A 25175-nucleotide genomic window follows, 5' to 3' on the forward strand; every position below is an offset into this window, starting at 1 on the left:
ATCTCGACAAGAGTCGTTGCAACATCGTCATGATCGAAATATGGGCTGCGACATCATTGTCACAACCACAACCAGTGCACGTATCGTGAACAACCCCAAAGCTGGAATCTAGCGCCCCTGGAACACGGCCGCGCGGCGTTCCACGAACGACTTGATGCCCTCGGCCGCATCCGCGGTGTTGAGCACGCGTTCGCGGATCTGCGGGATGACCGCAATCGCCGCCTGCTCACCCGCTTCGATGAACTTGCGGCCCGCCTCCTTGGTGACCTGGATGCCGAGCGGCGCGTTACGCGCGATGATTTCGGCCAGCGCCATCGCACGCTCGACCTGTTGTCCCGCCGGCACGACCTCCTGCACCAGACCAATGCGATGCGCCTCAGCCGCCGAGAACTCGTCGCACAGCAGCAGATGATACATCGCGTCGCCCCATCCGGCACGGCTGATGTAGCGGAAATGCGCGCCCGCCAGCGGCGCGATGCCGCGCTTCGCCTCCATCTGGCAGAAACGGCAGTCGTCTGCGGCGACGACGATGTCGCCGGCCAGCATCATCTCGATGCCAACAGTGAACACGATGCCCTGCACCGCGGTGATGATTGGCTTCCGGCACCGCTTCGCTAATCCGAACGGATCGATATTACCGTCCGGCAACGGCTTGCGCGTCGCGGTCGGGCCGAAGAATTTCGGCATGTCGAGACCGGCGGTGAAATTGTCTCCGGCGGCGCAGAGCACACCGACCCAGAGGCCGTCGTCGCCGTCGAGCAGCGTCAGCGCGTCGGACAGTTCCGCCATCATCTCCGGGCTGAACGCGTTCTTCTTGGCGGGATTGTCGATGACGATCTTCAGGATGTGGTCATGCCGTTCATGACGGACCCGCCCCTCGCTTGCGCTGCCTGACATCGGTTCCTCCCACGTTTGTGACTGGTTGAATTCTGGATGATACTTGTCATCCATATGCATGATGGTCATAATGCTAATCCAGAGTCAAACTGCCGAGGTTACGCGAGATGGGTCATTCCCAGGCCGACAAGGCCAGGAGCCGCGAGCGCATTCTGAACGAGGCCGCGACTGAGATTCGCGACAAGGGCCTCGATGCGCTGAGCATCGGCAGCCTGATGCAACGGGTGAATCTCACCCATGGCGGCTTCTACGGGCACTTTGGGTCGCGTTCGGACCTGATCGCGGAAGCGCTCGAGCAGGCGCTGGCCGCCGGCGAAGCCGCTGCGCACGCGTCGCGCGACCCCGATAAGCCGGTCAGTCTGAATACGATGGCCCGGAGCTACCTCAGCCGCACGCATCGCGACTCCCGCAAGTCCGGCTGCGCGATGGCCGCGCTGATCTCGGACGTCGGGCGCGCGGATGAGCCGTGTCGCGCCGTGATGGAACCGTATATCGAGGCATTCATCGCCAAGGTCGCGCGCGTACTCGGCGATGAAGACGATGAACAGGCGATCATGGCGGTCAGCGCGATGATCGGCGCGCTCGCGATCTCGCGGGTCATCACCGACCAGAGGCGGTCCGATGCCGTGCTGCGTACCGTCCGGGACGGCATTATCGCGATGGCGTCGGATCAATGATTTTGCCCACAATGCGGGTCAAATTGACGCCAAGTTGACGGAGTGAGCCATGAACGATCGATCTGGCCTTGAGCCAAACGCCGTGCAGGGAAGCGTGTTGATCGCAGGTGTCGGCGCATCGAATGGCCTCGGCGCCGCGATCGCGCGCCGCTTTGCCGCGGGCGGCTATCCCGTCGCGATTGCAGGTCGCAACGCCGAGAAGCTTACAGCCACCGCGGCCGAACTTGCCGCGACCGGCGCGACGATCGCGCAAATCGTCGGCGATGCCTCCACGGCGGCCGACACGGCCCGCTTCGTCGAATTTGCCGAGAGGCTCGCGCCGCTGGCGATGGCCGTGCACAATGCAGGCTCCAACCGGCCGGCGCCGTTCCTGAAAGTCAGCGAGCAGCGCTTCGAGGAACATTGGCGCGAGCATGCGCTCGGTGGTTTCCATCTGGCACAGGCCGCGATCCCGGCGCTGCTCAAGCGCGGCGGCGGCACACTGGTATTCACCGGTGCCAGCGGCTCGTTGCGCGGCAAGGCCAACTATTCGCCATTCGCCTCGGCCAAGGCTGCGTTGCGCGCGCTGGCGCAGAGCGTTGCGCGCGAATTCGGGCCGCAGGGCATTCACGTCGGCCATGTCGTGGTCGATGGCGGCATCGAGGGCGATCGGCTTCTCAGCCTGCGCCCGCAATTGAAGGACGACCGCGGGCCGGATGGGCTGCTCAATATCGCCGCCATCGCGGATGCCTATTGGGTGCTGCATCACCAGCATCGCAGCGCGTGGACGCTGGAGCTCGATCTGCGCCCATGGGCGGAGTCATTCTGACGCCGCGACGCCGATTTGTGGTCGATCCGGACCGCCTCCGAGCGGGCTGACCAGTCTGCCAGACACGGAAACCCAGCGTTTCACGGCGTATCCTTGTCCGGCCGTGGTCAGCCATTAGTTTCGGGTGATCCCAACCGAAGCCTCGACTGCGCAGGCTTGCGGACGTCGCCTCGCAGGCGTCGCCCCCGTGATCCGCGCAGATTGGAGGCGCATGGCGTAGATTGCGCCACACCGACAACTGGATTGAGCGATGACCACCTCTCTCGAATTTGGGCTCGATACGTTCGGCGACGTCACGAGAGACGCCGTCGGCGCGCCGCTGCCGCATGCGCAAGTGATCCGCAACGTGGTCGACGAGGCAATGCTGGCCGATGAACTCGGGATCGATTTCATCGGGCTCGGCGAGCACCACCGCGCCGACTTCGCGATCTCCGCTCCCGAGATCGTATTGGCCGCGATCGCCGCGCGGACCCGGAACATCCGCCTCGGCTCTGCCGTCACCGTGCTGAGCTCCGACGATCCGATCCGGGTGTTCCAGCGCTTCGCCACCGTGGACGCAGTCTCGAACGGCCGCGCCGAGGTGATCCTCGGCCGCGGCTCCTTCACCGAGTCGTTTCCGTTGTTCGGCTTCGACCTGCGTCAGTACCACGAGCTGTTCGAGGAGAAGCTCGACCTCTTCACCGAGCTGCTGAAGCAGGAGCCGGTGACCTGGCAGGGCAAGCTGCGCCCGCCGCTGAACAACCAGTCGGTCTATCCACCGGTCGAGCACGGCAGGCTGAAGACCTGGATCGGCGTCGGCGGCAGCCCTGAATCGGTGGTGCGCGCGGCGCAATACGATTTGCCGCTGATGCTCGCCATCATCGGCGGCGACCCCAAGCGCTTTGCGCCCTATGTCGACCTGCACCAGCGCGCCTATCAGCAGCTCGGCCGCGCGCCGCAGCCGATCGGCGTGCATTCGCCGGGCTACGTTGCCGAGACCGACACCCAGGCCAGGGAAGAGCTGTGGCCCGACCACAAGGTCATGCGCGACCGCATCGGCAAGGAGCGCGGCTGGCCGCCGATGGGGCGCGATGAATTCGTGCAGGAAGCCGATCACGGATCGCTCTATGTCGGCTCGCCCGAGACCGTCGCGCGGAAGATCGCCACCACCGTGAAGGCGCTCGGGCTGGCGCGTTTCCAGCTGAAATACTCGGCCGGACCCCTGCCGCATGAGAAGCTGATGACGAGCATCGAGCTCTATGGCCGCAAGGTGGTGCCGATGGTGCGCGAGATGCTCGCGTCGTGAAAAGTAAAACCCCGGCGGTTCACTGGTGCGCCCGCATCAGTGGATCGCCGCATACATGATCTTTTCCTCGGTGGCTTCGAGCGCAGAGAACTCCTCCACCACCTTGCCCTGGCGCGAGACGAGAATGCGGTCCGACAAGGCCAATATCTCCGGCAGGTAGGATGATATGACCACGACGGCCTTGCCTTCGTCGGCAAGCCGGTTGATCAATTCATGAATCTCGACGATCGCGCCGACGTCGACGCCGCGTGTGGGCTCGTCGAAGATGATCAGTTCGGGCTCCTGCACCAGCGATTTGGCAATCACGACCTTCTGCTGGTTGCCGCCGGAGAGCTCGACCACTTTCACCTCGTCACCAATCGCGCGCACGTTGAGACGCTCGATCCAGGTCTTGCCGACCGCATTGGCCTCGCGCGAGGACACCAGCATGCGGCCGTTCGGAAACTTGGCTAGCAGGCCGAGATAGATGTTCCGCGCGATCGAGGCGGTCTCGAAGAAGCCCTCGACCTTTCGGTCCTCAGTGACGTAGGCGATGCCGGCCTTGACCGCCGGCGCCGGGACCCGATACCGCACGGGCCTGTCATGCAGCAGGATTTCGCCACCGTGAAAGAAATCCCGCTTCAACACGCCGGCGACGACCTTGAAAGTTTCGGTGCGGCCCGCCCCGACGAGGCCGAACACACCGGTGATCTGCCCGGCAAACACCGACAGCGAATTGTTCTTCACCATCGGCGCCATCTTCAGGTTCTGCACCGTCAGAACGCGCGCACCGGGCGCGCGGACGCGATCCTTGCGTGCGCCGTAGAGCGTGTTGGAGAGATCGCGCCCGACCATCGCCTGGACGATTGCCGCCCGGTCGAATTTGGCCGCGTCATCAGTCACGACATGCTTGCCGTCGCGCAGCACCGTGATCCGGTCGGCGAGCAGCAGCGCTTCCTCGAGCGCATGCGAAATGAAGATGATCGAGACGCCGCGCTTCTTCAGATCGCGAACCAGGTCGAAGAAGTATTTCTTCTCTTCCGGCGTGAGCGATGCTGTCGGTTCGTCGAAGATGATGACCTTGGCGCGGTGCAGGACCGCTCGCGCGATCTCCACCATCTGTTTCTTGGCTGCGCCAAGCGCGCCGACGGTCGCCGTCGGCGTCACGTCGAAATTGAGCGACTGCAGGAACTGCTGCGCGGAGATATAAATCCCGCGCAGGCGGTTGTAGAATTTCTCCTGCCCCAGAAACAGGTTCTGCGCCACGGTCATGGTGGGCACCAGACTGTTCTCCTGGAACACCATGGCGATACCGAGATTGCGCGCCTCCAGCGGGGTCTTCGGCGCGAACTCGGTGCCGTCGACCCTCATCGTTCCCGATGTCAGCGTCACGACACCCGCCATGATTTTGGTCAGCGTCGACTTGCCGGCGCCGTTCTCGCCGACCAGCGCATGGATTTCGCCGCGGCGGAGGTCGAAATCGACCTGCTCGATGGCAGGGACGCCCGCATAGAGCTTGGTCGCCTTGCTCAGGGACAGCACAATGTCGCTCATGCGCCGAATTCCTCCGTGAGCGCAGCTAGCGGCAATCTCAGGACCCGCCCAGGCCCCTTGGCGATGATCACCAAATCGGTGCCGGATTCGATCGCCGCGACGATGCCGTGATTGACGCCGTCGACGCGGCTGTGCAGCGAATACAGCGGCACGCCCTCTTCGCTGAGGCGGATGACAAGGCCATAGGAGCGCGGCGGCGCCCACGGCTTGATGACGCCCATCGTCTTGATGTGCGCGCCCTGCATCGGTTCCTTGAACGACTGACCGGAGCGCACCCGCGGCGCCACCCAATAGCTGGGATCAATCTCCGCCATCATACGGCGGCGAAAAGCCGGCTCGCGCAGGACGAATTCGACGAGTTGGGTGCGCGCTGTGAACGCCGTCAGCCAATAGCCGCCCCCCGAAGCCCTGGAAAGCCGCGACGGATAGACCGGCAGATGGCCGAGCACGACCCGGCTCGATCCATCCGGCGCGATCAGCATCAACCGGTGCCGCCAGCTCTCGCTGACGAAGACGCCGTCGCTCGCGGCGCAGGCGCCAAAGGCATAGCCGAGCCGTCCGGCGACCTGGGTCACGGATCTGCTTTTGGGATCGAGCCGGTAGACCCGGCCGCTACGGTTCAGCTCCATCAGGTCGCGCGCCCAGTCGTCGACGCCACAACTCGCCGAACCGTCCGTTGCGATCAGCGTGCCGTCGGGCGCAAGCGCCAGCGCATTGATGGCGTTGAAAGCGGGATCAGCAAAGGTCGCGGTCGCCTCGCCAGAAGCTGGATCGGAATAGAGACGCACCTCGCGGCCCGCAAGCGCGACCGCAAGCCCACCATCGGGCAGCGCACAGAGCGCCGAGATCGGCTGGTCGAAGGTGCGCAGCTCGGTTGCGGTGCTCTCGTCGAGACGCAGCAGACGCCTTCCGTCGGCGAGATACAGCCGTCCGCCGGCGCTTGCGAGATCTTCCGGCGCGTCGCACGAAAACAGCGTCTCGGCGGCTTCCAGCTTCTGGTTCGGCTTCAGTGCCCCGTCGAACGACGGCACGGTGATGGTCGCTTCGCCGCGGCCGAGAAAGCGGTTGGCGAACTCCCTGACAGCGGCGATCAAGACAGCTTCCCCCATCGCTTGTCATACTGCACGAAGTTTGGATCGGCGCCGTCGAGCTTGTAGCGGCCGATGCGATTATTGGCGATGCCGCCGAGATAGAGATAGCCACGGTGCTCGCGCATCGAGGTGATCATCGGATGATTGGCGCCGCGCAGGTCCCAGAACGATTCGAGGATCTTGCCCTGCTCGTTGAACTTGACGACGCAGCCGGTATTGATGTTCGGGAACAGCCACTCGTCGACCGGCACGCGCTTGGCCATGCGGCGGCGGAAGCCCGGCATCTTCCAGGCGAGATCAAGCGAGGGGCTGCGCATGCCGACCAGGGCGAGCCAATAGTTCCCGTCGGACGCGAGGTTGATGTTATCGGGATAGCCCGGCAGATTATCCATTACGACCTCGACCGTCCCCTTCCTGGCGCCTTCGAACCAGTAGCGCTTGATCGAGCAGCCGAACGTCTCGGCGAACAGGATCGACTGCCCGTCGCTGGCGACGCAGATGCCGTTGGGAAATTTGAGCCCGCGTAATGCGGTATGCGTGCTGCGCGTCTTTGTGTCATAGCAGATGATGCGGCCGTTGCCGCGCGCTTCAAGGCCGTCGATCGGCCACTCGTCCATCTCGTAGCGCACGGTCGCCTCGGAGAAGAAGATCAGCCCGTCGTCGGTGATGTCGAGGTCGTCGGCGAGCCGAAGCCTAGAGTCGTCGTTGACCGAATGCATGCTGCGGTTGGTCTCGTCGGTCGCCTTCTCGACCGTCCCGTCAGGCTTGATCCGGTACAGTCCCATCCCACCGATGCAGACATAGAGATTGTCTTCGCGATCGAAGGCCATGCCGAGCGGCTGGCCGCCGATATGGGCAAACACTTCCATCTTCTCATAGTCCGGGGCGAGAAAGCGCATGATGTCGCCATGCCGCGAACCGGCATAGAGATTGTCGTGGCGGTCGAGGATGACGTCTTCCGGCGCCTCGATCCGCCCGAGCCCGATCAGGGTCACGTCGCGCAGCTTGTCGTTCTGTTCGAACGGTCCGCCCGCGCCGATCTCGGTTGCCGGCGGCGGCGGCAACGCGTGATAGGTCGGCGCGACGTAGACCTTGCTGATGATGCGGGTGCGGTTCTTCTGCCAGCGGATATCGACCATCGCGGCAATCAGCAGGATGCCGGCGAGCGCCATGCGGTTGATGCCGCCCCGCGCGTTCATCGTCGTCAGGCCGTTTGTGATCAGCAGGACGATCAGCACGCCAACCAGTGACTTCGCGACCGACCCCTTGCCGCCGCCGAGCGTGATGCCGCCGAGCACGGTTGCGGTCAGCACGATGACCTCGAGGCCGACACCGATGTCGCCGCCGACCGTGCCGAGCCGAGCCGCAAAGAACAGCGCGCCGATGCTGGTCAGTACGCCGCTGGCGACATAGCAGAGTGCGATCGTGCGGCGGACCGGGATGCCGGAATTGTAGGCCGAGCGGCGCGAGCCGCCGATCGCGGTGATGTGCCAGCCGGGACGCAGCCGCGTCATGAAGATATGGCCGAAGATCACGATCACGATGTAGACGATCGCGACGCTGGGGACGCCGAAGACGTCGCCGCCGCCGATGAAATTCCATGACGGAATATCGGGAAATGCCGCGGCGATGTCGTTGGAATAGCGTTGAATCAGAAGATCGAATGCCGAGCGATAGATGATCAGCGTAATCAGCGTGGTGATGAAGGCACGCAGCCTGAGATAGCCGATCAGGACGCCGTTGACGGCACCGAGCAACGCTCCGAAGACGAGCGTGGCCGCGACCACCGCCGGAACCGGCCAGCCCAGCACGTCGAGAAGATACAGGGCACAGAAGTCGGTGAGTGCAAACGTCGAGCCAACCGACAGATCGATGCCGCCGACGATGACGACCAGCGCCATCCCGAGCCCGATGAAGCCGATCTCTCCGGCCTGGCGCGCGGTATCAGCCAGGCTCGCCGGCGACAGGAAGTGATCGATGGATCGACTGAGCGCGAAGCCGATGAGCAGCAGCAGGATGACCGGGATTGCGGTCTCCGTCCACCGCTTGGACAGGATCTCGCCGAGAAGGTGATCGGGCCAGTAGCGGTAGCGCAGGCTCGTCAGGGTGTCGCGCATCGGCATTCCATCGGTCTTCGAATTTCGGGGCATGACGTCCCGGGCGCAAAGCAGCCCGGGACGTCTCGTCGCGGCTATTTCTTCATATCGCTGAGATTCCAGCACGCGGTTTGGCTATCGGCATTTTCCTTGGTGATCGGAATCAGCGTGGTGTATTCCGAGCCCTTGACCGAACCGGCCTTCACGCCTGACGACAGCAACCACTTGATCGTGCCGGCCATCTGCGCCGCCTGCGTCGGCACGTCGTAGCTCAGGTTGAGGTCGAAGGCGCCGGACTTCACCAACTCGCAGGCGCCCTTGCGTTCGCCGCCGCCAGAGGTCGCCAGGAACACCTTCCCGGTCAGGCCAGCTTCCTTCACTGCGGCTGCCGTGCCGATGTCCATGCCGTCCCAGAAGCCCACGATGCCGCAGAGATCCGGATTCTGTTTCAGCACGGTCTGCGTGATCGCCTTGGCCTTCGCCGCATCCCAATCGGCGGCCTGGCTCGACACCACCTTGATCTCCGGATGCTTGGCGAGAACGTTCTCGACGCCCTTGAGCGTGTAGGCACTGGTGGCCGCCGACAGCGCGCCCTGAATAATCGCGATCTTGTTGGACTTGCCCTGGCACGCCTTCACCACCGCCTCGGCGTTCTTCTCGCCGATCTCGATCCAGTTGGCGCCGACGAAGCCTGAGCTGCGATAGGCCGATCCCATGTTGATCTGGATGACATAGATGCCTTCGTTTTCGGCGCGTTGCAGCAGTTTGGCATAGGTCTGCACGTCCGGGTTATGGATCACCATCACGGCCGGCTTTTCCGAGATGAGCGAGGTTACCGCCTGCGCGCCCGCATTGGTATTCCAGTTGGGGTCGCGGATCTCGAACTTCACGCCAAGCGGCTCGAGTTCCTTCTTCAAGCCGGCGTACCAGCCCTCGGTGAGGTCGAAATTCATGGCGACCGGCACATAGGCCACCGTCTTTCCCGCGAGGGACTCCTTGAACGATTTCTGGAACGGCTCGTCCAGGCCTTGTTGGGCCAGCGCCGGTGCGGCGACGGCCGCGAGCCCTAGCGTCACGATGATCACCTTTGCAGTCCTGACAACACGCTTCATTGCTTCCTCCTTGGTCGTGGTTTGTTATCGCTTCGATTTTAGATGTCGCCCTGCTGTGCCGTTTCCTCGTTGCGCGGATTCAGGACTGAGTCCGTAATCACGGCGAGCAGCAGGACCACGCCCTTGATTAGATTTTGCCCGGCATACGAGATGTCGAGGATCGTCATGCCGTTGAGCATGGTGCCGATCAGCAGCGTGCCTATGACGACGTTGAGGACGCCGCCGCGGCCGCCGGATAGCCCGATGCCTCCGAGCACGACGACGAGGATGACGTCGTAGATCAGCGTCGAGTTGAAGATGCGGGTCGGCATCGAATTGACCGACGCCGCCATCACCAGGCCGGCGAAGCAGCCGATCAGCGCCGTCACGACATATTGCAGCACCACGATGGGGCGCGAAGGAATTCCGGTGGCGCGCGCGGCGTAGGGATTATCGCCGATGGCGTAGATGTAGGCGCCCCATCGTGTCTGGCGCAGCAGAAACGCGACGACGACGCAGGCGATGGCGAACATGATGATCGGGGTCGGAATCCCGAGAATGGTGCCCTGTCCGAGCCGCTCGAAGCCCGCCATGCCGGGGCTCCATTGCACGACGTCGAGCTGGAACAGCGCGGCCTGGCCGAGCCCGGCCAGCAGCAATCCGGTGGCGAGCGTCGCGAACAGCGACGGCACTTCGGCATAGGCAATGAGCCAGCCGTTGACGAGGCCGAAGGCGATCGCAAGCAACAGCGCCGCGATCAGCGACGTCGGCAGCGAGTACCCGTTCTGCACCAGTTGCAGCACGAGACCCGGCGGAACGGCAAGCGCCGCGATCAGCGAGATATCGATGCCGCGGCCGATCACGACGATCGCCATGGCAAGGCCGAGAATGCCGAGCACCGCCACGTTCTGCAGCAGGGTGAGCATGTTGTCCGCCGTCAGGAAGCCGCGCAGGAAGATCGAGAATGCCAGGAACAGGACGGCAAAGACCGCGAAGACGACCTCCTGCTGGCTGAATCGAAAGCGCTTCATTACGTTGTCCTTCTTCCGGGCCGTTCCCGCCCCGCTTGTCTTGACCTTGACCGGGCGCCGTTCGCCGCACCGCCTCCCGGGCGCACCTGGTTCGACAGAGCGGCGCCAACAAATGCCCCGACCGCATCGATGTAACTGTCGATCGACGTGCCGCGCCTGCGGTACTTGGCGCGTTTGACGTACCAGTCCTGCAGCAGCGGCTTGATCAGCGACGCGCTGAGCGTGATTTCGTCGGTCGCAAAGCTGCCGCTCGCAACGCCCTGCTTGATGACGTCGGCGATGATCTTTTCGGTCATCACTTCCATATCGACCGCGCGCTGTCGCTCCGCCGGCGGAAACGATTTCGCCTCCATGAACGCGAAGACAAACCAGGGCTGCATCGCCTCGCTCATCCGGACATGGGTCGCGATCACCCAATCGAGATGCTTGCGGGCGTCCGTCTTCACCTCGTCGGGCGGCGCGGTGAGGATTTCGACCGCAGTGGCCGCGACTTCGCCAAGGATCATCGAGAGCAGTGTCGGCTTGCTGTCGAAATAGGTGTAGAGGCCTCCCATGCTGAGGCCGGAGGCTTCGGCGAGCTGCCGCAGGGTGGTGGCGTGAAAGCCCTGCTTGTTGGAAAGGGCCAATGTGGCGCTGATGATGCGTGCGAGGTTCGCGACCGCGAGGCGGGTTTTCCGGACGCGGACGGAATCCCGATGGCGCTCGAGGATGCGTGCGCAAAGCACTTCCGTCGAGAACGCGTTCGGCCACGGCGCTTGTCGCGCGAGGTCCACGTCGCCTCCCAATTCTTTTTCCGGACGCTTGTTGTCGTCCGGGTTCGGGCTGATGCTCCCGTTGTCTTAGTCTTAGCGCAGGGTTCGCCCGCGGGAAAAGGGGGAACCGGATTTTTTTCGAGCAAGCGCTCGCTTTTTTCTGCGACCACCGGTTGCAGCAGATTGCGCGATCCCAACAAATGATGTCGGTCGCGTCGGCGACGCCCCAAGTGTCAACAGCTATCGAAAGCTCAACAAAAACAATGAAGTCTGCTCGCGATTGATCACCTTGTCGCCGCTTGTTGGCGGGATTTCAGTGGTCAATCGGTGGTCGGCGGCATTGCCTCTCACGTCGCGCCCTTCAACCGATCCGCCATGCGCTCAGCGATAGCAACCGTGGTCAAATGGGTGTTGGCGCGCGGGACCTCCGGCATGATCGAGGCGTCGATCACGCGCAACCCTGTGCATCCGATCACCCGGCATTCGCGATCGACGACCGAGCGCGCATCGTCCGGCGCGCCCATGCGGCAGGTGCCGCTCGCATGCTGCGCGTCGCTGCACTCGGCGAACAGCCAGTCATCCAGCTCTGCGTCGCTGAACGGCTCGTTCATCGAGCGCCCGCTTGCACCGTAATCGACGCGGTGGGCGATATCGGTCACTCCAGGCTGCAGGCAGATATCGCGCAGGCGACGCACGCCGTCGCGCAGGCGCACCAAATCCCCGGGGTCGGACAGCATGCGCTCCTCGACCGACGGATCGACCTCGGGGTCGGTCGTGGTGATGCGGACGTGGCCCTGGCTGAAGGCCTGATAGACGGAGACCGCGATGCGTCCCAGCGTGACATCAGCCATCGATTGCCGCGAGCGGGCGAGGTTGCCGGCGATCATGATCATGTCATTGTCGCCGGTCCCTGCGAGGCCGGACGAGTAGCGCAGGCAACAATTGGTGTGCCGGTGCATCAGCGTGCTGACCTGACTGCCTTCGCGCAGATGCAGCAGTGCGTTCACGATCGGATGGTCGAGCAGGTTGTCGCCGACCGGCAAGTCTGCGCGGATCGGGATGCCGAGCGTCTCAAGCAGGGCGACGGGCCCGACGCCGGAGCGCTGCAGGATGGCCGGCGAATGGATGGCGCCGGCGCAGAGGATCACCTCTTGCGTCGCGCGGGGCATGTAGGATTGGCCGTTCACGCGGACCCGGACGCCGCTGGCGTGCAGCCGGTTGCCTTCGAAGGCGATGGTGTCGACCAGGGCATCGCCGACGATGTCGAGGTTGGCGCGGCCGCGCGCCGGCTCCAGATAGCCGTCATTGGTGGAGATCCGCAGTCCGGCCTCGCTATTGATGGCGTAGGGCGAGACGCCGGTGCCGCTCGGCGCGTTGTGATCCTCACACCAGCCATAGCCCAGGGCGAGCGCCGACGAGCGTAACGCCCGGTCGACATTGCCCCAATCCGGGATCGGCGCTCGATACACCGGGATCGGGCCGCGATCGCCGTGATAGGGCGCATCGGGGAAATTCTTGTCGGTCTCGAGCTTGCAGAAATAGGGCAGCATCTCGTCCCACGACCAGCCCGTGCAGCCAGCGGCGGCCCAGCGGTCGATGTCGTCGGGCACGGCGCGGATCGCGATCTGGCCGTTGATCGTGGAGTTGCCACCCATGGCGCGACCGCGCCAGAGCAGCAGCGGCTGCTGCCGCTCAGTGCGCCGCGCCAACAGCTTCGGCCAGCGGAAGTCGTCATCGCCGATGGCGCGCATCGGGTTCGGGATGCGGATGTGTTCCGGCGTGGTCGCGGTGCGCAGATCTGGCCCGGCCTCGAGCAGCAGCACGCGATGCGCCGGGTCTTCGCTGAGGCGCGCGGCCAGCGTCGCTCCGGCGGAACCCCCGCCGATGACGATCGTGTCGTATTCGTGTTCAATCACGTCGGGTTACTTCCAATGCCTGCGTTGGTTCGAAGGAGAGAGTCGTAGCATAAAACCGAAGTCACCACGGCGAGGCTACAGGAAGCCGAGGCGTCCCTGCCAATCATTCGCCTTCCTGCTCGAGGAATTAACTCGACCAAAACAGCGCATCGAGATTGCACGCGATTCGACAATCGATGCATAATCGTCAACTATCGCGGTCCGGGAGCTGGGTGGAGGCGGGACATGGACGGGACGCCGGATAAGCAAGGTCAAAACATGTCCGACGTGCCGAATGATGGACCGCAGAAGGATACCAGCGCTGCGACGCGCACACCGACCATTATTGTCGGTGTCGTTGCGGCGATCATCGTCGGGCTTTCCCTCTTCTATCTGCTGCGGCCGGTACCGCTGCTCGTGCAGGGCGAGGCCGATGCGACGCGGTTCGATATCGCCGCGCGTGTCGATGGACGGGTCAAGGAAATACCCGTCGAACGCGGTCAGAACGTTGCTGCGAATGCAGTGCTCGTAAGAATCGACAATCCGGAGACTATTGCCAAGCTCGAACAAACGAAAGCGGCGATGGCTGTTGCCGAGGCGCAACTCGCCAACGTGCTCGTCGGAACGCGGGCCGAAACCATTGCAGCGCGGAAGGCGGAGCTGGAGCGCGCGCAAGCGGCCGTGGTGCTGTCGCAGAAGACCTTCGACCGAACCCACACTTTGACCGAACAAGGCAATGCGCCGCAGGCCCGCCTCGATCAGGCGACCGATGCACTGCACGAAAGCGAACGCGGGGTCGATCAGGCCCAATCGGCCTACGAGCAGGCGGTCAACGGTTATACGAAGGAAGAACGCGCGATCGCGAAAACCAATGTCGAAAAGGCCAACGCCGACATCCAGAGCGTCCAATCGATCATCGATCAGCTCGTGGTCTACGCTCCCGTTGCGACGCAGATCTATCAGCGCAATGTGGAGCCGGGCGAATATGTCTCGCCGGGCGTGCCACTCGTTACCCTGATCGACTTGGCCGATGTCTGGATCCACTTCGATCTCCGCGAGGATCTCGTCAAGAGCCTGAAGGTCGGCGATCGCTTCGATGTCCATATTCCGGCTCTCGATGATCGTCGCGTGACGGTCGAGGTCAAGCTCATTGCGACCAAGGGCGAGTATGCGAGTTGGCGAGCGACGCGCGCGACGGGCGATTTCGACCTGCGGACGTTTTCGATCCGCGCCTACCCGGTCCAGCCGGTGCCCGAGCTGCGACCAGGAATGAGCGCCTATCTCGACTGGCAGTCACGGAAATGAGCGCGGCGTCGAAACCGGGATTTCTATCGGTCGCGCGCCGCGAGTGCCGATGGCTGTTTCACGATCGTGTGGCGTTGCTCCTGATCTTCGGCGTGCCGCTCTTTGCATTCGTGGTTCTCACAACGGTGTTCAGCCACCCGGTCATCCGGGGGCTCGGCGTGACTGTGGTCGACGAGGACAAGTCGGACGCGTCGCGGGCCCTGATACAATACGTCGCGGCGTCTCCAAGCCTGAAAATCGTCGACCGCTCCGGAACGCTGTCAACGGCCGTGCAGGACATACGGTCCGGGAAGGCGATCTCGGCAGTCTATATCCCGCCGGATTTCGAGCGCGACCTGAAGGCCGCACGCCGACCGCAGGTGGTCGGCTTCTATAACCAGCAGTTCCTGACAGCAGCCGGCATTGCATCCTCGGGGCTGAGCGATGCTCTGTCTGCCGCGGCGGCCGTGGCCGCTCCCGCCACACACGCTGCACCCGCGCCGGCGTCCTTGGGAACGATGACGGCGGAGACGATCGCGCTGGTCAACCCGCAGAAGAACTACGCGCAGTTCCTGTTGCGTGCGCTGCTGCCGACGATCATCCATGTGGTGATGACGCTCGCCGCGGGCTATTCCGTCGGTTCCGAATTCCGCCGCCGCGACGCCCGGGCCTGGCTCGAAAGTGCCGGTGGCGATCCGGTCGTCGCTCTGGTCGGAAAGCTCGCGCCGCTATTCGGCATCTTCTTCCTGATCATGTTGACCGTGCCGCTTCTCCTGGAGGGCGTGCTGCAAATCCCCTTCAAGGGAGATTTGCCGTTGATGCTCGCCGCCGGCTCGCTGCTCATTATTGCCTATCTGTCGCTGGGTGCCCTGCTGCAGCTGCTGGTCGGCGACCTCGCGACGGGGCTGGGACTTGCAGGCCTCATTGCCTCTCCTGCCTTCGGTTATGCGGGTGTCGGCTTTCCCTCCGTCGGCATGAGTGCGTTTGCGCAAACCTGGGGCGCGATCCTGCCACTGCGCTGGTACATGTCTGTCTTGCTGGGACAGGCGGCGCGCGGATTGCCGGTCTCGGAATCCGCCGTTCCATTCGCCGCGCTCGCGGGCCTCACGGTGCTGTTTGCCGGTCTCGCGCTGTGGCGCATGGCGAGCCTCCAGCGCAAGGGCTGGTTCGAGGCGGCCCGGCCGGTCGAGCCAACCGCCAGCGATCGGACACCGCGCGGCATCGGCGGTGCCTTCAAAGCCGAGTGGCGGCGCGTGCTCGGAACAAGAAGCGCCTTCAGCCTGCTGTTCCTGGCTCCACTGATTTACGGTGTCTACTATCCTCAACCTTATCTCAATCAGATCCTTCGCAAGCTTCCTATTGCGGTGGTCGATAACGATTTGAGCGACCTCAGCCGCCAGATCGTCCAGACGCTGGATGCGAGCGGCGCACTGAGCGTTACGGTTCGCGCCCGCACCCTCGCGGAAGCGCACGCCGCAGTCGATCGTGGAGAGGCATTTGCCGTCGTCGATATCCCGCCAGGCACCGAGCGCGACGTGCTCAAGGGTACCACCGCTCACATCCCGGTCTACGCCGACGCCACCTACCTTTTCATCTTCAGATCGACTGCAAGCGGCGTTGCCACGGCGGTCGGAGCATTGACCTCCGACCTGGTTTCGCGAGGCGCCCGCTCGGACGGAAGCCTCGTCAAGGCGAAACTGGCGAGCTTGAGCCCGGCGGACGTCCTGTTGCAGCCGATCTTCAACCCGGTCGGCGGCTACGCCAGCTACGTCGTCCCGGCGGCGTTCGTGTTGATCCTGCAACAAACCCTGCTGATCGGAGCGGCGATGCTGACCCGCACTTCTCTGGCGAGTTCCGGCGGAGCGGTGTCCGGCGTGTTCGGTCGCGGCATCGCACACCTGACCATCTACCTTCCGGCGCTCGCGCTTTATCTCATCGTGCTGCCGCATATCTACGGCTTCTCGACGCTCGGCCATCTCCCACAATTGTTCGCGCTCGCGACCGTCTTTCTGCTGGCGACGAGCTTCATGGGGCAAGCCATCGGAGCCTGGTTCACGCGTCCGGAAAACGCGACCATCCTGCTCCTTGCCACCAGCCTGCCTCAGTTCTTCACGGCCGGTTTTGCGTGGCCGCGCGAAGCCATTCCCGACGCAGCCCTCGCGCTGGGTCGGCTGTTCCCGGCCGACGCGGCGATTGATGGACTGGTGCGCATCAACCAGCTGGGCGCCGGCATCTGGGAGGTCGCGCATGACTGGCTCGGGCTGTGGTGCCTTGCACTGATCTATTTTGCGCTCGCCGCGATCTCGGCGATTGCGGTCAAGAGGGGACAGCGACATGCGCAAGGCTAGCCGGGCCGCCATGATTGGGATCCCGCTCGTACTCGTCGCGGTCGCCCTGATCTATTTCGAGCGCCGTTCGGAATCGCCGGTCCCGATCGTCGGCGTCGTGCGGGCGACCGAGGTCAGGGTCGAGCCGGAAGTGAACGGCCAGCTGGTGTCGATTGCGGTCGCGAAGGGTGCGCAGGTGCGCGCGGGCGATGTCCTGGCCAAGCTCTCCGCCATCGAGTTGACGGCACAGGCGGACCAGGCGCGCGCAGCGCTCGCGTCGGCAACCGCGAACCGAAACAACGTCTATGCCGGCGTTCGTCGTGAGCAGATCGACTCCCTGAAGTCCGCAATCGCCAAGGCGAGCTCTCGCCTCGACTACGTCCAGGCTCAGCTCACCAGGACTAGCACGTTGGCTCGTCAGAGCTTTGAATCCCAGCAGACGCTCGACCAGGCCGAAAACGACGTCGCAAGCGCGCGCGGCGATGTGGAAGAAGCGCAGGCGAATTATGATGCGGCGGTCGCAGGTCCGACCCGGGAGGAACGCACCATCGCCGACGCGCAGGTCGGGGCTGCTGCGGCCGCGGTCGCGGTGCTCGATCGGCGTCTCGACAAGATGGTCTTGCGAGCGCCGGCCGACGGCGTGGTCAGCGTGATCGCCGCCGAAGTTGGCGAGAACGTTCGTGCGGGTCAGCCGATCCTGATGGTCGAGGCAGCGGGCAAGCAATGGCTCTCGTTCAACGTGCGGGAAGACCGTCTCGATGGTCTTGCGGTCGGAGCGACCGTGAGCGTGGTGCGGAACGTTGCCAATGGTGCGACCAAGGCCCTCGTCACCGAATTGCAACCGCTCGGAATCTTTGCCACGTGGCAGGCTGAGCGCGTGATCGGCGATCATGACCGCAATACGCTTCGCTTGCGCCTCGACCCGCAGGGAGAACCGGCGAGCCTTGAGCCGGGCATGACGGTTTGGATCAGGAACTAGCAAGGACGTGAGCGCATGTGGGCTCTTCGGCCTAAGTTACCTCTGAACTCGGCTGGTATCTGTGCCGGACTTCGGACTTGATCATGTCTTCGGTCACCAGATGCTTGCCGCCGATCTGGACGCGTTCGACGCCGCCGGCGGCGTCGCGGACAAGACGGCAGGCCTCGCCGAGATCACCGAATGCCTGCGCCTTCGAAACGATGGCCTCGTCGATACCGGTCGGTTGAAGTTCGGTTGCGTCGAAGAAAGGCAACAACTGTCCGGGCGCCGCAACCAGCGCCTTATCTTTGCCGGGCACCAAATCCAATGGGCCCCACAGCGTCCACCAGCGGCCGCGCCAGTCGGCGGTTGCTGATCCGGGAACGCCAGATCGTGAATGGTCTTCAGGATGTGGATCACGCTCTCGAACCAGACGTTCGCGAGGCCGTCGACGGCGTTGGTGAGAATGCTGATCGCGATATCCTGCTCCGGCAGAACCACCGTGCGTGTCAACGTTCCCTGGAAGCCGCCGGCATGACCGACCCAACTCCAGGGGCCTGGCGGGCCGGAAATCGTGCCAAGACCGTAATAGCGCTCCAGTTGGGAGTGGGCGTCGCGCCAATGGCGGCGCGTCATCTCGCGGCGGCTTGCCGCCGTGAGAATGCTTGTTTCGGCGCCGGGCGAGAGTTGGCCGATGAAGCGGGCGAGGTCGGCCGCGGTGGCTGTAAAGCCGGTCGCCGAGGCCATATCGTTGGTCGCATTGTCGCCCGGGATAACGAAACGCCGGCCATACGGTTGGCTGGTCGAGTGGCCGCGGGCGAATGGGCGACAGACCGTCGGATCGAAGTCTGGCGTCGTCTCCAAGAGGCCGGCGGGCGCGACCACATGATCGTGTATCCACTGGGCATAAGGCTTGCCAGTCACCTTCTCGATCACTTTGCCGAGCAACGCGAAGCCGTGATTGGAGTATTTGAACGTGACGCCGGCCGCGACAGGCTGCGGCGCGGATAGATCGGCGCGAAACTCAGCCTCGCTCAGGAATGGACGTCGGTCCGAAAACTGACCGCCGTCAGGCCCGTCGCGGGTCAGGCCGGCCGCATGCGAGAGCAGTTGCGAAATAGTGACGTTGGAAACTTCCGGCGTGAGATCAGCGACATAGGCGCCGAGCCGGTCGTCGAGCCGGATCTGGTCGCGCTCGCGCAGCAGCATGATCCCGGCCGCCGTGAATGTCTTCGAATGCGAGGCGACGCGAAAGCGGTGCCGGGAGGTGAGCGGCTCGCAAGTTGCCAGATCGGCCACGCCGCTCGCGTGCTCGACCAGCACCTGACCTTTGTGAGCGACCGCCAGGGAGACGCCCGGCTGACCGGATAATTCCCTTTGAAAATCGACCCACACGGGGATGTAGTCGAGGGCAGATCGCAACCAGTCTGTCATGGATCTCTAAACCTATGATACCGCCCGGCCACTCCGCGAGATACGTTCCACGATCCGGCCTTCCGACTTTTGTCACTACAACACGTCGCCGTAGGTTGAACAGTAAATTCCCAGATTCGTACCTAGGCTAACGTCACAGGTTCGAATCGTGTCGGACGCGTCAATAAAATCGGCGGTTTAGCGCGATCGCTAATTGCGCGCGGCGGAGAGCGCTCGTAGCGGGTCTCAGACGCTGCCTCTATGGTTGTCGTCGGGGTCGCGCACCCAAGAAGGCCATCGGCGGCTCGAGCTTCGGCTCTTTTCCGAGACGAAATAAACCCTATGGTCTGTAAGGGATTTCAGGTGTGTCGCAACTCGCACCAACCGGGAGCGCGGCTGTTACCGGCGCCCGGTAGGCGGGAGATAAACCGGCGCCGGCGGCCGATACGGATAGACCGAGACGCCAAAGTTGCGGCCGTACTGTTGCTGAACTCCGGGAACGTTAGCGACACCAACCTTGAGGTCCGACGATCTGGCATCGATCGGCGGGATGTTGGCGACCGGCGGATTGACGCGATCGACCTCCCGCTTGAGCTTCTCATTGATGCAGCTGTACGAGCTGTCATGGCCGATCGTGACGTCGACACACCGCTGGTGGGTGCCGGACCCACGCGGATCGCCGGATGCCTGCGCAGCGCCTCCGATCTGGGGAGCGCTTGGCGGCGGCGTACCGACAACGATCTCCGGCAAGGTCCTTCGTTCCTGCGCGTGGACGGGCAAGCTGACGAGCATCGGGACGGCTATCGCAAGGATGATCGCTTTCATAGGCAAAGCTCGGGAGGCCTGACTAAAGGGATATAATGATAACACCACCGATATCGATAGAGTTCCTATCGTCCTTTCCGGACCTGCACCACCAGCGCCGTGAGTTGTGTGTTGAGCGCGGCGAGATTCACCTGTCCGACCCGCGATCCGCCGAAGCACCTGCGGCCACAGCCGCCACCACCGCGGCCCGGCTCGCCGAAGGTCGCAACGGGAACGCTGCCGGTCACGCGGAAGCCGCGAGCCGTCAGCTTGGTGCGCACCGCGAGGCAGTAGTTCACCGAAAGGAAGGAAAATCGCGTTTCGCCGTGACCGGCACGATATTTCATGACCGCGGTGCACAGATCGCCGCCCGCGAGGCGCCACGCCTGCGCGAGATAGCTCACGCCGTAATGGATGTTGGTCTCCGGTACCGCGAGATCCGCCAGTGTACCGGTGAAGCCCAACATTCGCGCCGTCGACGGCAGTATCTGCATCAACCCGATCTCTCCGACCCCGCCGATCACCCCGGGATTGTAACCGCTCTCGACGCCCATCACCGCTTCCGCGATCTCCGGCGCAAGCCCGGTACCAGCCGCTTCCTTCTCGATCAGGGCGCGATAGCGTGAGCGCGTGTCGAGGCTGCGCGCTGTGGGCACTTCATTCCGCAGAATTCCGCCGCCGACATCCTTCACCCTATCTGTGATGGTATCCTTCGTTGCATCCTTCGTTGCATCCTTGGCAATATCCTTGGGCGGGTCGGAAGGCGGCTTCGCTGCGGCATCGTTGCCCGGTTCGGCCGATTCAACGCCGGTAAAGTTGGGCTGCGAACGGCATTGCAGGCGCCGCCGTCTCGGCGAACGCCCGCTTTGGCAGAAACGCTGACACCACCAAGCCGAGACCGAGGGCAACCGCGAGCAAGCTGCACCCGGCGCGGAACGATAATGGTTGCGATTGGCGCTCGGTCATCGCCATCTATCCGCCCCGTTCCGGCTCTTTTGGACGAAGCGTGAGGCGCAGGTGCAGCGGTTGCAGCATGTCGGGCGGTGGCGCTCCGACATCGTCGCGGATCAGCACCGCGCGCAAATAGACGGCGATGTCCTGATCAAGCCCATCGAATTCGACGCGTTCGACCTTGCCACTGGGCAGGATCCAGGTCCGTATTGTCAGCGTGGCGGGAGTAGCCTTCGCGCTGCCGCCGCGTTTCGCCATCTCGTCGCGAAACTGCCGCGCGGTGTCACCGTCGGCGGCAAGCCGCTGCTGAAAACGATCCTGCAACTGCCGGGCAAACGCCTGCCATGCCGCAGGCGCCGCAGCGGCGGGCTGGTAGTCGCTGCTTTGCGCCGCGGTGGGTGTTGCATTTCCGAGCCCGGCACCAAGCAATCCCGTCACGGCGCCGAGCCATCGGACCAACGGCTTCCACCGCCCTGCACGATTTCTACCGGCCTTGGTGACGCCCTTGGTCATCTATCGCAATCGCTCCCGTTGGTCACGACGGCTCACTGGATCGTGGCGGACGCAATCGGTTCGCCGGCATCGTCGCGCGCCGGCTCGTCCGCGCCGGTGATCGATCGCGGGGCGGGCGTCGACGCGCCATTCCTGGCGAGCTTGGGCAACTCCTCGCGCAAATAGGTGATCAGATCCTGAACCAGCCGATCCCAGATTTCGATTTGCGCCCGCAAATTGTCCGGCGCCACGCCGCCTGCGACCGAGACGTCGAGGCTGAAGACCAGAAACGGATGGCTGAGTTGCAGCCGCGCGAAACGACGCGTCGCATTCCAGCGATTGACCAGATCGAGCGGCAATTCGCCCTGCACCTGGAGCGTCGCGGCAAACGCAACATCGGCAAAGCTCTGCTCGGCGCCGATGAAGCGGTTTCCAGGGCGGACCAACATTCCGTATCTGCGGTCGGCGACGGCGGGGCTTGCGTTCGATGGAGCCTGCTCGACGCCTCCCGCAAATAACATTCACGCTGAGAGAACTATCAATGGCACGCGCTGATCGGCGACCCCACTTACGCCGACGCCGTCCTCGACCGCCTGGTCCACAACGCCCACCGCATCGACCTCAACGGCGAGAGCATGCGGCGAACCCGCAAACCCGGCCGGAAGGCCTGAACCCGTGGCGCTGTGGACATGCCGCTGCGCTTGGACAACGCGAAGTGCGTTGCCCACATGCCCACAGCAGATGCAGCAACAGACAACGAAGACTTCAAGCCGTGATTCAAGGTTGACCTCGCGGCTTCGCCGATGCCAGAAACCAGACAGCCAGAACGCCTCGCGCCCCGGGCGACATCAAATTGGAATAGTGGGCGAGATCATCTCGGAATCCTGGGCGAGATCAAATCGGTACACCCGGGCGAGATCATCGGAATCAGCATAGCGGCGAAGAACGCGATCCTGATCGTGGAGTTTGACAAACAATCCGAAGAAGCAGGATCCAATCCGGTCGAGGCCGCGATGGAGGCGGCACGAACACGGCTGCGGCCGATCTTGATTGTGAATGCTGATCGAAAATTGACCCCCACCGGCATCATTGTGACCCCCGTAGGCCATTGATTTCTCTAAGTTGGAATAATGGGACCCCAGCGCCGATCGCAGCCGGACCACGCCGATACACATCCAGGGTGCCTGAGGCCTTGGGGTACGAGTATACGGAGAGCCTTTCCCTCGCCCTTGCCCGTTTCCGCCGACAAATTTCACTGCTCTCTCGAGGTCGACCATAGAGAGGCTCTCCCTCAGATACCAAAGCGGTGGCATGTCTGGGCCAGATCCAACTCATGCCTTACGTCGTTGATGGTCAACTCTATCATTTGCTGGTCTCTACACGGCGAGCGTTCAGTGACCGAATTTTGTATGAACTCGCAGTTCGTGATCACCTCCGAGCGGAAATTGATCAGAGGACCTCGCCACGAGGATGCTTTTTGAAGTACTCGATGTCTTCCAGGAAGCGCTCCGCGCCGACCTCTTGCTCGAGCTTGCGCGCGATTTTCGAGCTCGCTCTCCGGCCCGAGCTCCCCGGGTGACCAGATCACTCGCCCTCACCCGCAGCTCTCCGGCTGCTATAACGGCGCGAGGCGTGAGGATCGTACGGCTCCTGATTTTGCATCCTGCCCGTCAATCACGCCTTTCGAGCCACCGTAGTGGTCAATAAGGCTGTGAATTTTGGAGCAACGTGGTGCGTTGCTTTCCGAATCGAACTGCCGATGCAGCCGCAGCGCTTGTCTCGGAGAACAAGCAACGCGCCTACCCCGGCCAGCGTCGATTCGATTCCGACCTCTGCCAATCAGGAAGATCACGTCTCGATGGCCGCGCACGGCGCGCGGCGCCTTCTGCCGATGGTGGAGAACGCAGTCGCGGTGGTCGCAATCGAGTTGCTGGCGGCGGCCCAAGGCTGCGATTTCCATGCACCACTCACATCCAGCCCGGCCCTCGAACGGGTGCGGGCCGTAGTCCGCAAGGACGTCCCTCATCTCGACGACGACCGGCACTTCTATCCGGACTTGCAGCGGGCAATCACGCTGGTGCGCGACGGCACGATTGCGGCCAGCGCGGCGGTTCCGCTGCCGGCGATCTCGTCGTAACGGCACTCATTGGCAGCAATGGCCTGTCTTGAGCGGCTTGACCGTCGTTCGGCATAAACAGGATGAATCGATCGGGACGTCTGCAAGCGCCGTCGCGGCTCGCAGTTTCGCTGAAACTGACGCGAATTCGACAGTCTCGTTGCGGTGTTCGAGGCATTCGGCCAAGCCGCGGAGAGCCCATACATTGTCGGGGTGCTGCGCGCAGCGCTGAATTCTACCACTCAGCCCCAAATCGTCACGATAGACCTGCTCGGCTTCGGCGAAATTGCCTTGCTCGGCTAACAGAGCCGCAAGCGCGTGCCGGGGCGGATGCATCCATGCCCACGGCTCGACATATTCGAGATTGTCGTCGCGATCGACGGCTTCCCGGAGATCGGCAAATGCCAGCGTGTAATGTCCCCGATGATAGTTCAATTCGCCATCCAGCATCTTCTCGGCGACCCCCAGGATGCTGCGGGCGTTGTTGTTGAAGACCTTTCGCTGCAGCGGGATGCGCGAGAGCGACTGATGAAAAGACGTACGTTCAGCCTCGGCTTCCGGAAACTCCTTCAGCGTCGCATGAGCGACAGCCTTTGCGTAGTGATGCATGCCCGTCGAAACGGGATAGAGATCTGGACTATCGGGCGGCGGCGCGTCGATGATGTCCTGCCAGCGCCCGAACCGCACCATCACGTGAATTGCCATCGAGTAATAGCCCTCGAGGCTCGTCGAAAACTTCGGTCGGCCGGCAACGCTCAGAACGTCCCTCGTGATCATGCCGCGCAACTTGCCGGCGGCGGCGCTCGCGTCGCGATACCGGCCCATCAACATGCAGGCGTGCATCATGAGAAGGAGATCGTGCGCACATCCTGTCGTATATGGTGTCAGCGGTCCCGCATAGGCCAGGAACTGGTCATTGGCCGCGATCGCCTTCACGCTGGTGAGCCTCGCTCTCTCATAGTCACCAACGAGCATGTAGACATGCGCCGGCATGTGATTGAGATGACCGGCGTCCGGGCATAGCGGGCCGAGCGCCTCTGCCGATGGTAACGCCCGCTCGGGTTCGTCAGACATTTCCAGGATGTGGATATGCAGGTGCAGCAGCGCGGGATGCTTTGGAGCACGTTCGATACCACGCTCGCAGGCATCGAGCGCTTCCACGACGTCCGATTTCGCTGCCGGTTTGCCGGTACGGACGTCCCACAGCCGTCGCGGCGTGCGCGTGATCAAGGCCTCGACGTACAATGCGACGACGTCGCCGTCGTCGGAGTGCTGCCGATAGATGCTGCGCATCTCCGCCGCGGCGGAACCGGATGTGGCCGTTGCACGCGGCTCGCCTGCGCCTCAACCAAGCGATTCTCGAGCTCGGTTGCGCCATACACCAGCTCGCGGGCCCTTTGGATATGGGCAAAAGCCTTGCCGGTGGCGGCAATCGCTTCCGGCTCTCCGAGGTCGCGCCAGGTCAGATTGTAGAACGGTCCGCTGCCGTAAGCGACGCCCCAATGTGCCATGACGCAATCGGGATCGAACTCGAGCGCCCTCCTGAAACACTTCACACCCTCCGCCTTGTTGAAGGCGAAGCACCAATTCAGTCCGATGTCGAACCAGCGCTGCGCGTCTGACGACGCCGTCGATATTTTTCGTGAATGGCTACCGAGGTTGAAGCGATCCATT

Annotated in this window: 21 protein-coding genes and 3 pseudogenes; 9 read left to right on the forward strand and 15 right to left on the reverse strand. The window is 63.4% G+C overall.

The features are described 5' to 3' along the window. Positions 1-108: 108 nt before the first annotated feature. The gene (locus tag ACP2YO_RS33230; RefSeq protein WP_426435353.1) at positions 109-897 is read right to left on the reverse strand and encodes a crotonase/enoyl-CoA hydratase family protein; all 789 of its coding nucleotides are present in this window, start codon (positions 895-897) and stop codon (positions 109-111) included. Positions 898-1004: 107 nt separating this feature from the next. Here ACP2YO_RS33230 and ACP2YO_RS33235 point away from each other — a divergent pair, with 107 nt between their 5' ends. From ACP2YO_RS33235 to ACP2YO_RS33245, 3 genes are all read left to right on the forward strand, one after another. Continuing rightward, positions 1005-1574 carry a TetR/AcrR family transcriptional regulator gene (locus tag ACP2YO_RS33235; RefSeq protein WP_426435354.1) on the forward strand — a complete coding sequence of 190 codons (570 nt, stop codon included), beginning with the start codon at positions 1005-1007 and terminating at the stop codon, positions 1572-1574. Positions 1575-1623: 49 nt separating this feature from the next. Further along, positions 1624-2382, forward strand: coding sequence for an SDR family NAD(P)-dependent oxidoreductase (locus ACP2YO_RS33240; protein ID WP_426435355.1), 759 nt, complete (start codon positions 1624-1626; stop codon positions 2380-2382). 250 nt (positions 2383-2632) lie between these two features. Beyond that, entirely contained in the window at positions 2633-3667 is a 1035-nt protein-coding gene (locus ACP2YO_RS33245; protein ID WP_426435356.1) for an LLM class flavin-dependent oxidoreductase, read from the forward strand. A 36-nt stretch (positions 3668-3703) separates the two neighbouring features. On the opposite strand, the gene ACP2YO_RS33250 is transcribed toward ACP2YO_RS33245, so the two are convergent. The 7 genes from ACP2YO_RS33250 to ACP2YO_RS33280 all read right to left on the reverse strand — a co-directional run bounded on the left by ACP2YO_RS33250 (position 3704) and on the right by ACP2YO_RS33280 (position 13177). After that, positions 3704-5200, reverse strand: coding sequence for a sugar ABC transporter ATP-binding protein (locus ACP2YO_RS33250; RefSeq protein ID WP_426435357.1), 1497 nt, complete (start codon positions 5198-5200; stop codon positions 3704-3706). Further along, positions 5197-6294 (reverse strand): SMP-30/gluconolactonase/LRE family protein, encoded by a 1098-nt coding sequence (locus ACP2YO_RS33255; protein WP_426435358.1) that lies wholly within the window; start codon positions 6292-6294, stop codon positions 5197-5199. The genes ACP2YO_RS33250 and ACP2YO_RS33255 overlap by 4 nt, the downstream gene beginning before the upstream one ends. Beyond that, entirely contained in the window at positions 6291-8414 is a 2124-nt protein-coding gene (locus ACP2YO_RS33260) for an ABC transporter permease (RefSeq protein WP_426443371.1), read from the reverse strand. The genes ACP2YO_RS33255 and ACP2YO_RS33260 overlap by 4 nt, the downstream gene beginning before the upstream one ends. A 68-nt stretch (positions 8415-8482) precedes the next feature. After that, positions 8483-9499, reverse strand: a complete 1017-nt coding sequence (locus ACP2YO_RS33265) for a sugar ABC transporter substrate-binding protein (RefSeq protein ID WP_426435359.1) — start codon at positions 9497-9499, stop codon at positions 8483-8485. 38 nt (positions 9500-9537) lie between these two features. Beyond that, positions 9538-10509, reverse strand: a complete 972-nt coding sequence (locus tag ACP2YO_RS33270; protein WP_426435360.1) for an ABC transporter permease — start codon at positions 10507-10509, stop codon at positions 9538-9540. Then, entirely contained in the window at positions 10509-11282 is a 774-nt protein-coding gene (locus ACP2YO_RS33275; RefSeq protein WP_426435361.1) for a TetR/AcrR family transcriptional regulator, read from the reverse strand. The genes ACP2YO_RS33270 and ACP2YO_RS33275 overlap by 1 nt, the downstream gene beginning before the upstream one ends. 326 nt (positions 11283-11608) lie before the next feature. After that, positions 11609-13177 (reverse strand): GMC family oxidoreductase, encoded by a 1569-nt coding sequence (locus tag ACP2YO_RS33280; RefSeq protein WP_426435362.1) that lies wholly within the window; start codon positions 13175-13177, stop codon positions 11609-11611. A gap of 225 nt (positions 13178-13402) precedes the next feature. Here ACP2YO_RS33280 and ACP2YO_RS33285 point away from each other — a divergent pair, with 225 nt between their 5' ends. Genes ACP2YO_RS33285 through ACP2YO_RS33295 form a run of 3 tightly spaced genes read left to right on the forward strand, consistent with a single transcriptional unit; the run spans position 13403 to position 17746 of the window. Continuing rightward, positions 13403-14461 carry an HlyD family secretion protein gene (locus tag ACP2YO_RS33285; RefSeq protein WP_426435363.1) on the forward strand — a complete coding sequence of 353 codons (1059 nt, stop codon included), beginning with the start codon at positions 13403-13405 and terminating at the stop codon, positions 14459-14461. Beyond that, positions 14458-16788: an ABC transporter permease gene (locus ACP2YO_RS33290; RefSeq protein ID WP_426435364.1), complete on the forward strand. Its 2331-nt coding sequence runs from the start codon at positions 14458-14460 to the stop codon at positions 16786-16788. The genes ACP2YO_RS33285 and ACP2YO_RS33290 overlap by 4 nt, the downstream gene beginning before the upstream one ends. Continuing rightward, positions 16775-17746, forward strand: coding sequence for an HlyD family secretion protein (locus ACP2YO_RS33295; RefSeq protein WP_426435365.1), 972 nt, complete (start codon positions 16775-16777; stop codon positions 17744-17746). Before ACP2YO_RS33290 ends, ACP2YO_RS33295 begins: the two co-directional genes overlap by 14 nt. Positions 17747-17839: 93 nt before the next feature. Here the strand turns inward: ACP2YO_RS33295 and ACP2YO_RS33300 are convergent, their stop codons facing one another. From ACP2YO_RS33300 to ACP2YO_RS33320, 5 genes are all read right to left on the reverse strand, one after another. Next, positions 17840-19159 carry a serine hydrolase domain-containing protein gene (locus ACP2YO_RS33300; protein ID WP_426435366.1) on the reverse strand — a complete coding sequence of 440 codons (1320 nt, stop codon included), beginning with the start codon at positions 19157-19159 and terminating at the stop codon, positions 17840-17842. Between the two features lie 378 nt (positions 19160-19537). Beyond that, positions 19538-19963: a hypothetical protein gene (locus tag ACP2YO_RS33305; protein ID WP_426435367.1), complete on the reverse strand. Its 426-nt coding sequence runs from the start codon at positions 19961-19963 to the stop codon at positions 19538-19540. Positions 19964-20028: 65 nt separating this feature from the next. Next, positions 20029-20598, reverse strand: a complete 570-nt coding sequence (locus ACP2YO_RS33310) for a transglycosylase SLT domain-containing protein (protein ID WP_426435368.1) — start codon at positions 20596-20598, stop codon at positions 20029-20031. A gap of 316 nt (positions 20599-20914) precedes the next feature. Then, a complete protein-coding gene (locus ACP2YO_RS33315; protein ID WP_426435369.1) occupies positions 20915-21406 on the reverse strand; it encodes a hypothetical protein in 492 nt (163 codons plus the stop codon). 32 nt (positions 21407-21438) lie between these two features. Then, positions 21439-21834 carry a YbjN domain-containing protein gene (locus ACP2YO_RS33320; RefSeq protein WP_426435370.1) on the reverse strand — a complete coding sequence of 132 codons (396 nt, stop codon included), beginning with the start codon at positions 21832-21834 and terminating at the stop codon, positions 21439-21441. Between the two features lie 93 nt (positions 21835-21927). Here ACP2YO_RS33320 and ACP2YO_RS33325 point away from each other — a divergent pair. The 3 pseudogenes from ACP2YO_RS33325 to ACP2YO_RS33335 form a co-directional block, all read left to right on the forward strand. Beyond that, positions 21928-22056 (forward strand): annotated as a pseudogene (locus ACP2YO_RS33325) (ATP-binding protein); the annotation flags it as partial. Between the two features lie 240 nt (positions 22057-22296). Next, positions 22297-22437: pseudogene (locus tag ACP2YO_RS33330) on the forward strand (efflux RND transporter permease subunit); the annotation flags it as partial. A gap of 712 nt (positions 22438-23149) precedes the next feature. Continuing rightward, positions 23150-23522, forward strand: a pseudogene (locus tag ACP2YO_RS33335) (aromatic amino acid lyase); the annotation flags it as partial. 6 nt (positions 23523-23528) lie between these two features. Here the strand turns inward: ACP2YO_RS33335 and ACP2YO_RS33340 are convergent. Both ACP2YO_RS33340 and ACP2YO_RS33345 read right to left on the reverse strand, forming a co-directional pair. Next, on the reverse strand, positions 23529-24794 hold the full coding sequence (locus ACP2YO_RS33340; protein ID WP_426435371.1) for a hypothetical protein: 1266 nt from the start codon (positions 24792-24794) through the stop codon (positions 23529-23531). After that, a complete protein-coding gene (locus ACP2YO_RS33345; protein WP_426435372.1) occupies positions 24728-25174 on the reverse strand; it encodes a hypothetical protein in 447 nt (148 codons plus the stop codon). The genes ACP2YO_RS33340 and ACP2YO_RS33345 overlap by 67 nt, the downstream gene beginning before the upstream one ends. Between the last annotated feature and the right edge of the window lies 1 nt (position 25175).

This window comes from Bradyrhizobium genosp. P (assembly GCF_049949265.1).
GTDB lineage: Bacteria > Pseudomonadota > Alphaproteobacteria > Rhizobiales > Xanthobacteraceae > Bradyrhizobium.

What these genes read in the sequence shown, in the direction of transcription:
- ACP2YO_RS33240 (WP_426435355.1), top strand. Translation starts at nt 1,624, where the DNA reads ATGAACGATCGATCTGGCCTTGAGCCAAACGCCGTGCAGGGAAGCGTG.
- ACP2YO_RS33295 (WP_426435365.1), top strand. Translation starts at nt 16,775, where the DNA reads ATGCGCAAGGCTAGCCGGGCCGCCATGATTGGGATCCCGCTCGTACTC.
- ACP2YO_RS33245 (WP_426435356.1), top strand. Translation starts at nt 2,633, where the DNA reads ATGACCACCTCTCTCGAATTTGGGCTCGATACGTTCGGCGACGTCACG.
- ACP2YO_RS33265 (WP_426435359.1), bottom strand. Translation starts at nt 9,499, where the DNA reads ATGAAGCGTGTTGTCAGGACTGCAAAGGTGATCATCGTGACGCTAGGG.
- ACP2YO_RS33305 (WP_426435367.1), bottom strand. Translation starts at nt 19,963, where the DNA reads ATGAAAGCGATCATCCTTGCGATAGCCGTCCCGATGCTCGTCAGCTTG.
- ACP2YO_RS33290 (WP_426435364.1), top strand. Translation starts at nt 14,458, where the DNA reads ATGAGCGCGGCGTCGAAACCGGGATTTCTATCGGTCGCGCGCCGCGAG.
- ACP2YO_RS33320 (WP_426435370.1), bottom strand. Translation starts at nt 21,834, where the DNA reads ATGTTGGTCCGCCCTGGAAACCGCTTCATCGGCGCCGAGCAGAGCTTT.
- ACP2YO_RS33270 (WP_426435360.1), bottom strand. Translation starts at nt 10,509, where the DNA reads ATGAAGCGCTTTCGATTCAGCCAGCAGGAGGTCGTCTTCGCGGTCTTT.
- ACP2YO_RS33230 (WP_426435353.1), bottom strand. Translation starts at nt 897, where the DNA reads ATGTCAGGCAGCGCAAGCGAGGGGCGGGTCCGTCATGAACGGCATGAC.
- ACP2YO_RS33250 (WP_426435357.1), bottom strand. Translation starts at nt 5,200, where the DNA reads ATGAGCGACATTGTGCTGTCCCTGAGCAAGGCGACCAAGCTCTATGCG.
- ACP2YO_RS33345 (WP_426435372.1), bottom strand. Translation starts at nt 25,174, where the DNA reads ATGGATCGCTTCAACCTCGGTAGCCATTCACGAAAAATATCGACGGCG.
- ACP2YO_RS33340 (WP_426435371.1), bottom strand. Translation starts at nt 24,794, where the DNA reads ATGCGCAGCATCTATCGGCAGCACTCCGACGACGGCGACGTCGTCGCA.
- ACP2YO_RS33285 (WP_426435363.1), top strand. Translation starts at nt 13,403, where the DNA reads ATGGACGGGACGCCGGATAAGCAAGGTCAAAACATGTCCGACGTGCCG.
- ACP2YO_RS33300 (WP_426435366.1), bottom strand. Translation starts at nt 19,159, where the DNA reads ATGACAGACTGGTTGCGATCTGCCCTCGACTACATCCCCGTGTGGGTC.
- ACP2YO_RS33315 (WP_426435369.1), bottom strand. Translation starts at nt 21,406, where the DNA reads ATGACCAAGGGCGTCACCAAGGCCGGTAGAAATCGTGCAGGGCGGTGG.
- ACP2YO_RS33260 (WP_426443371.1), bottom strand. Translation starts at nt 8,414, where the DNA reads ATGCCGATGCGCGACACCCTGACGAGCCTGCGCTACCGCTACTGGCCC.
- ACP2YO_RS33235 (WP_426435354.1), top strand. Translation starts at nt 1,005, where the DNA reads ATGGGTCATTCCCAGGCCGACAAGGCCAGGAGCCGCGAGCGCATTCTG.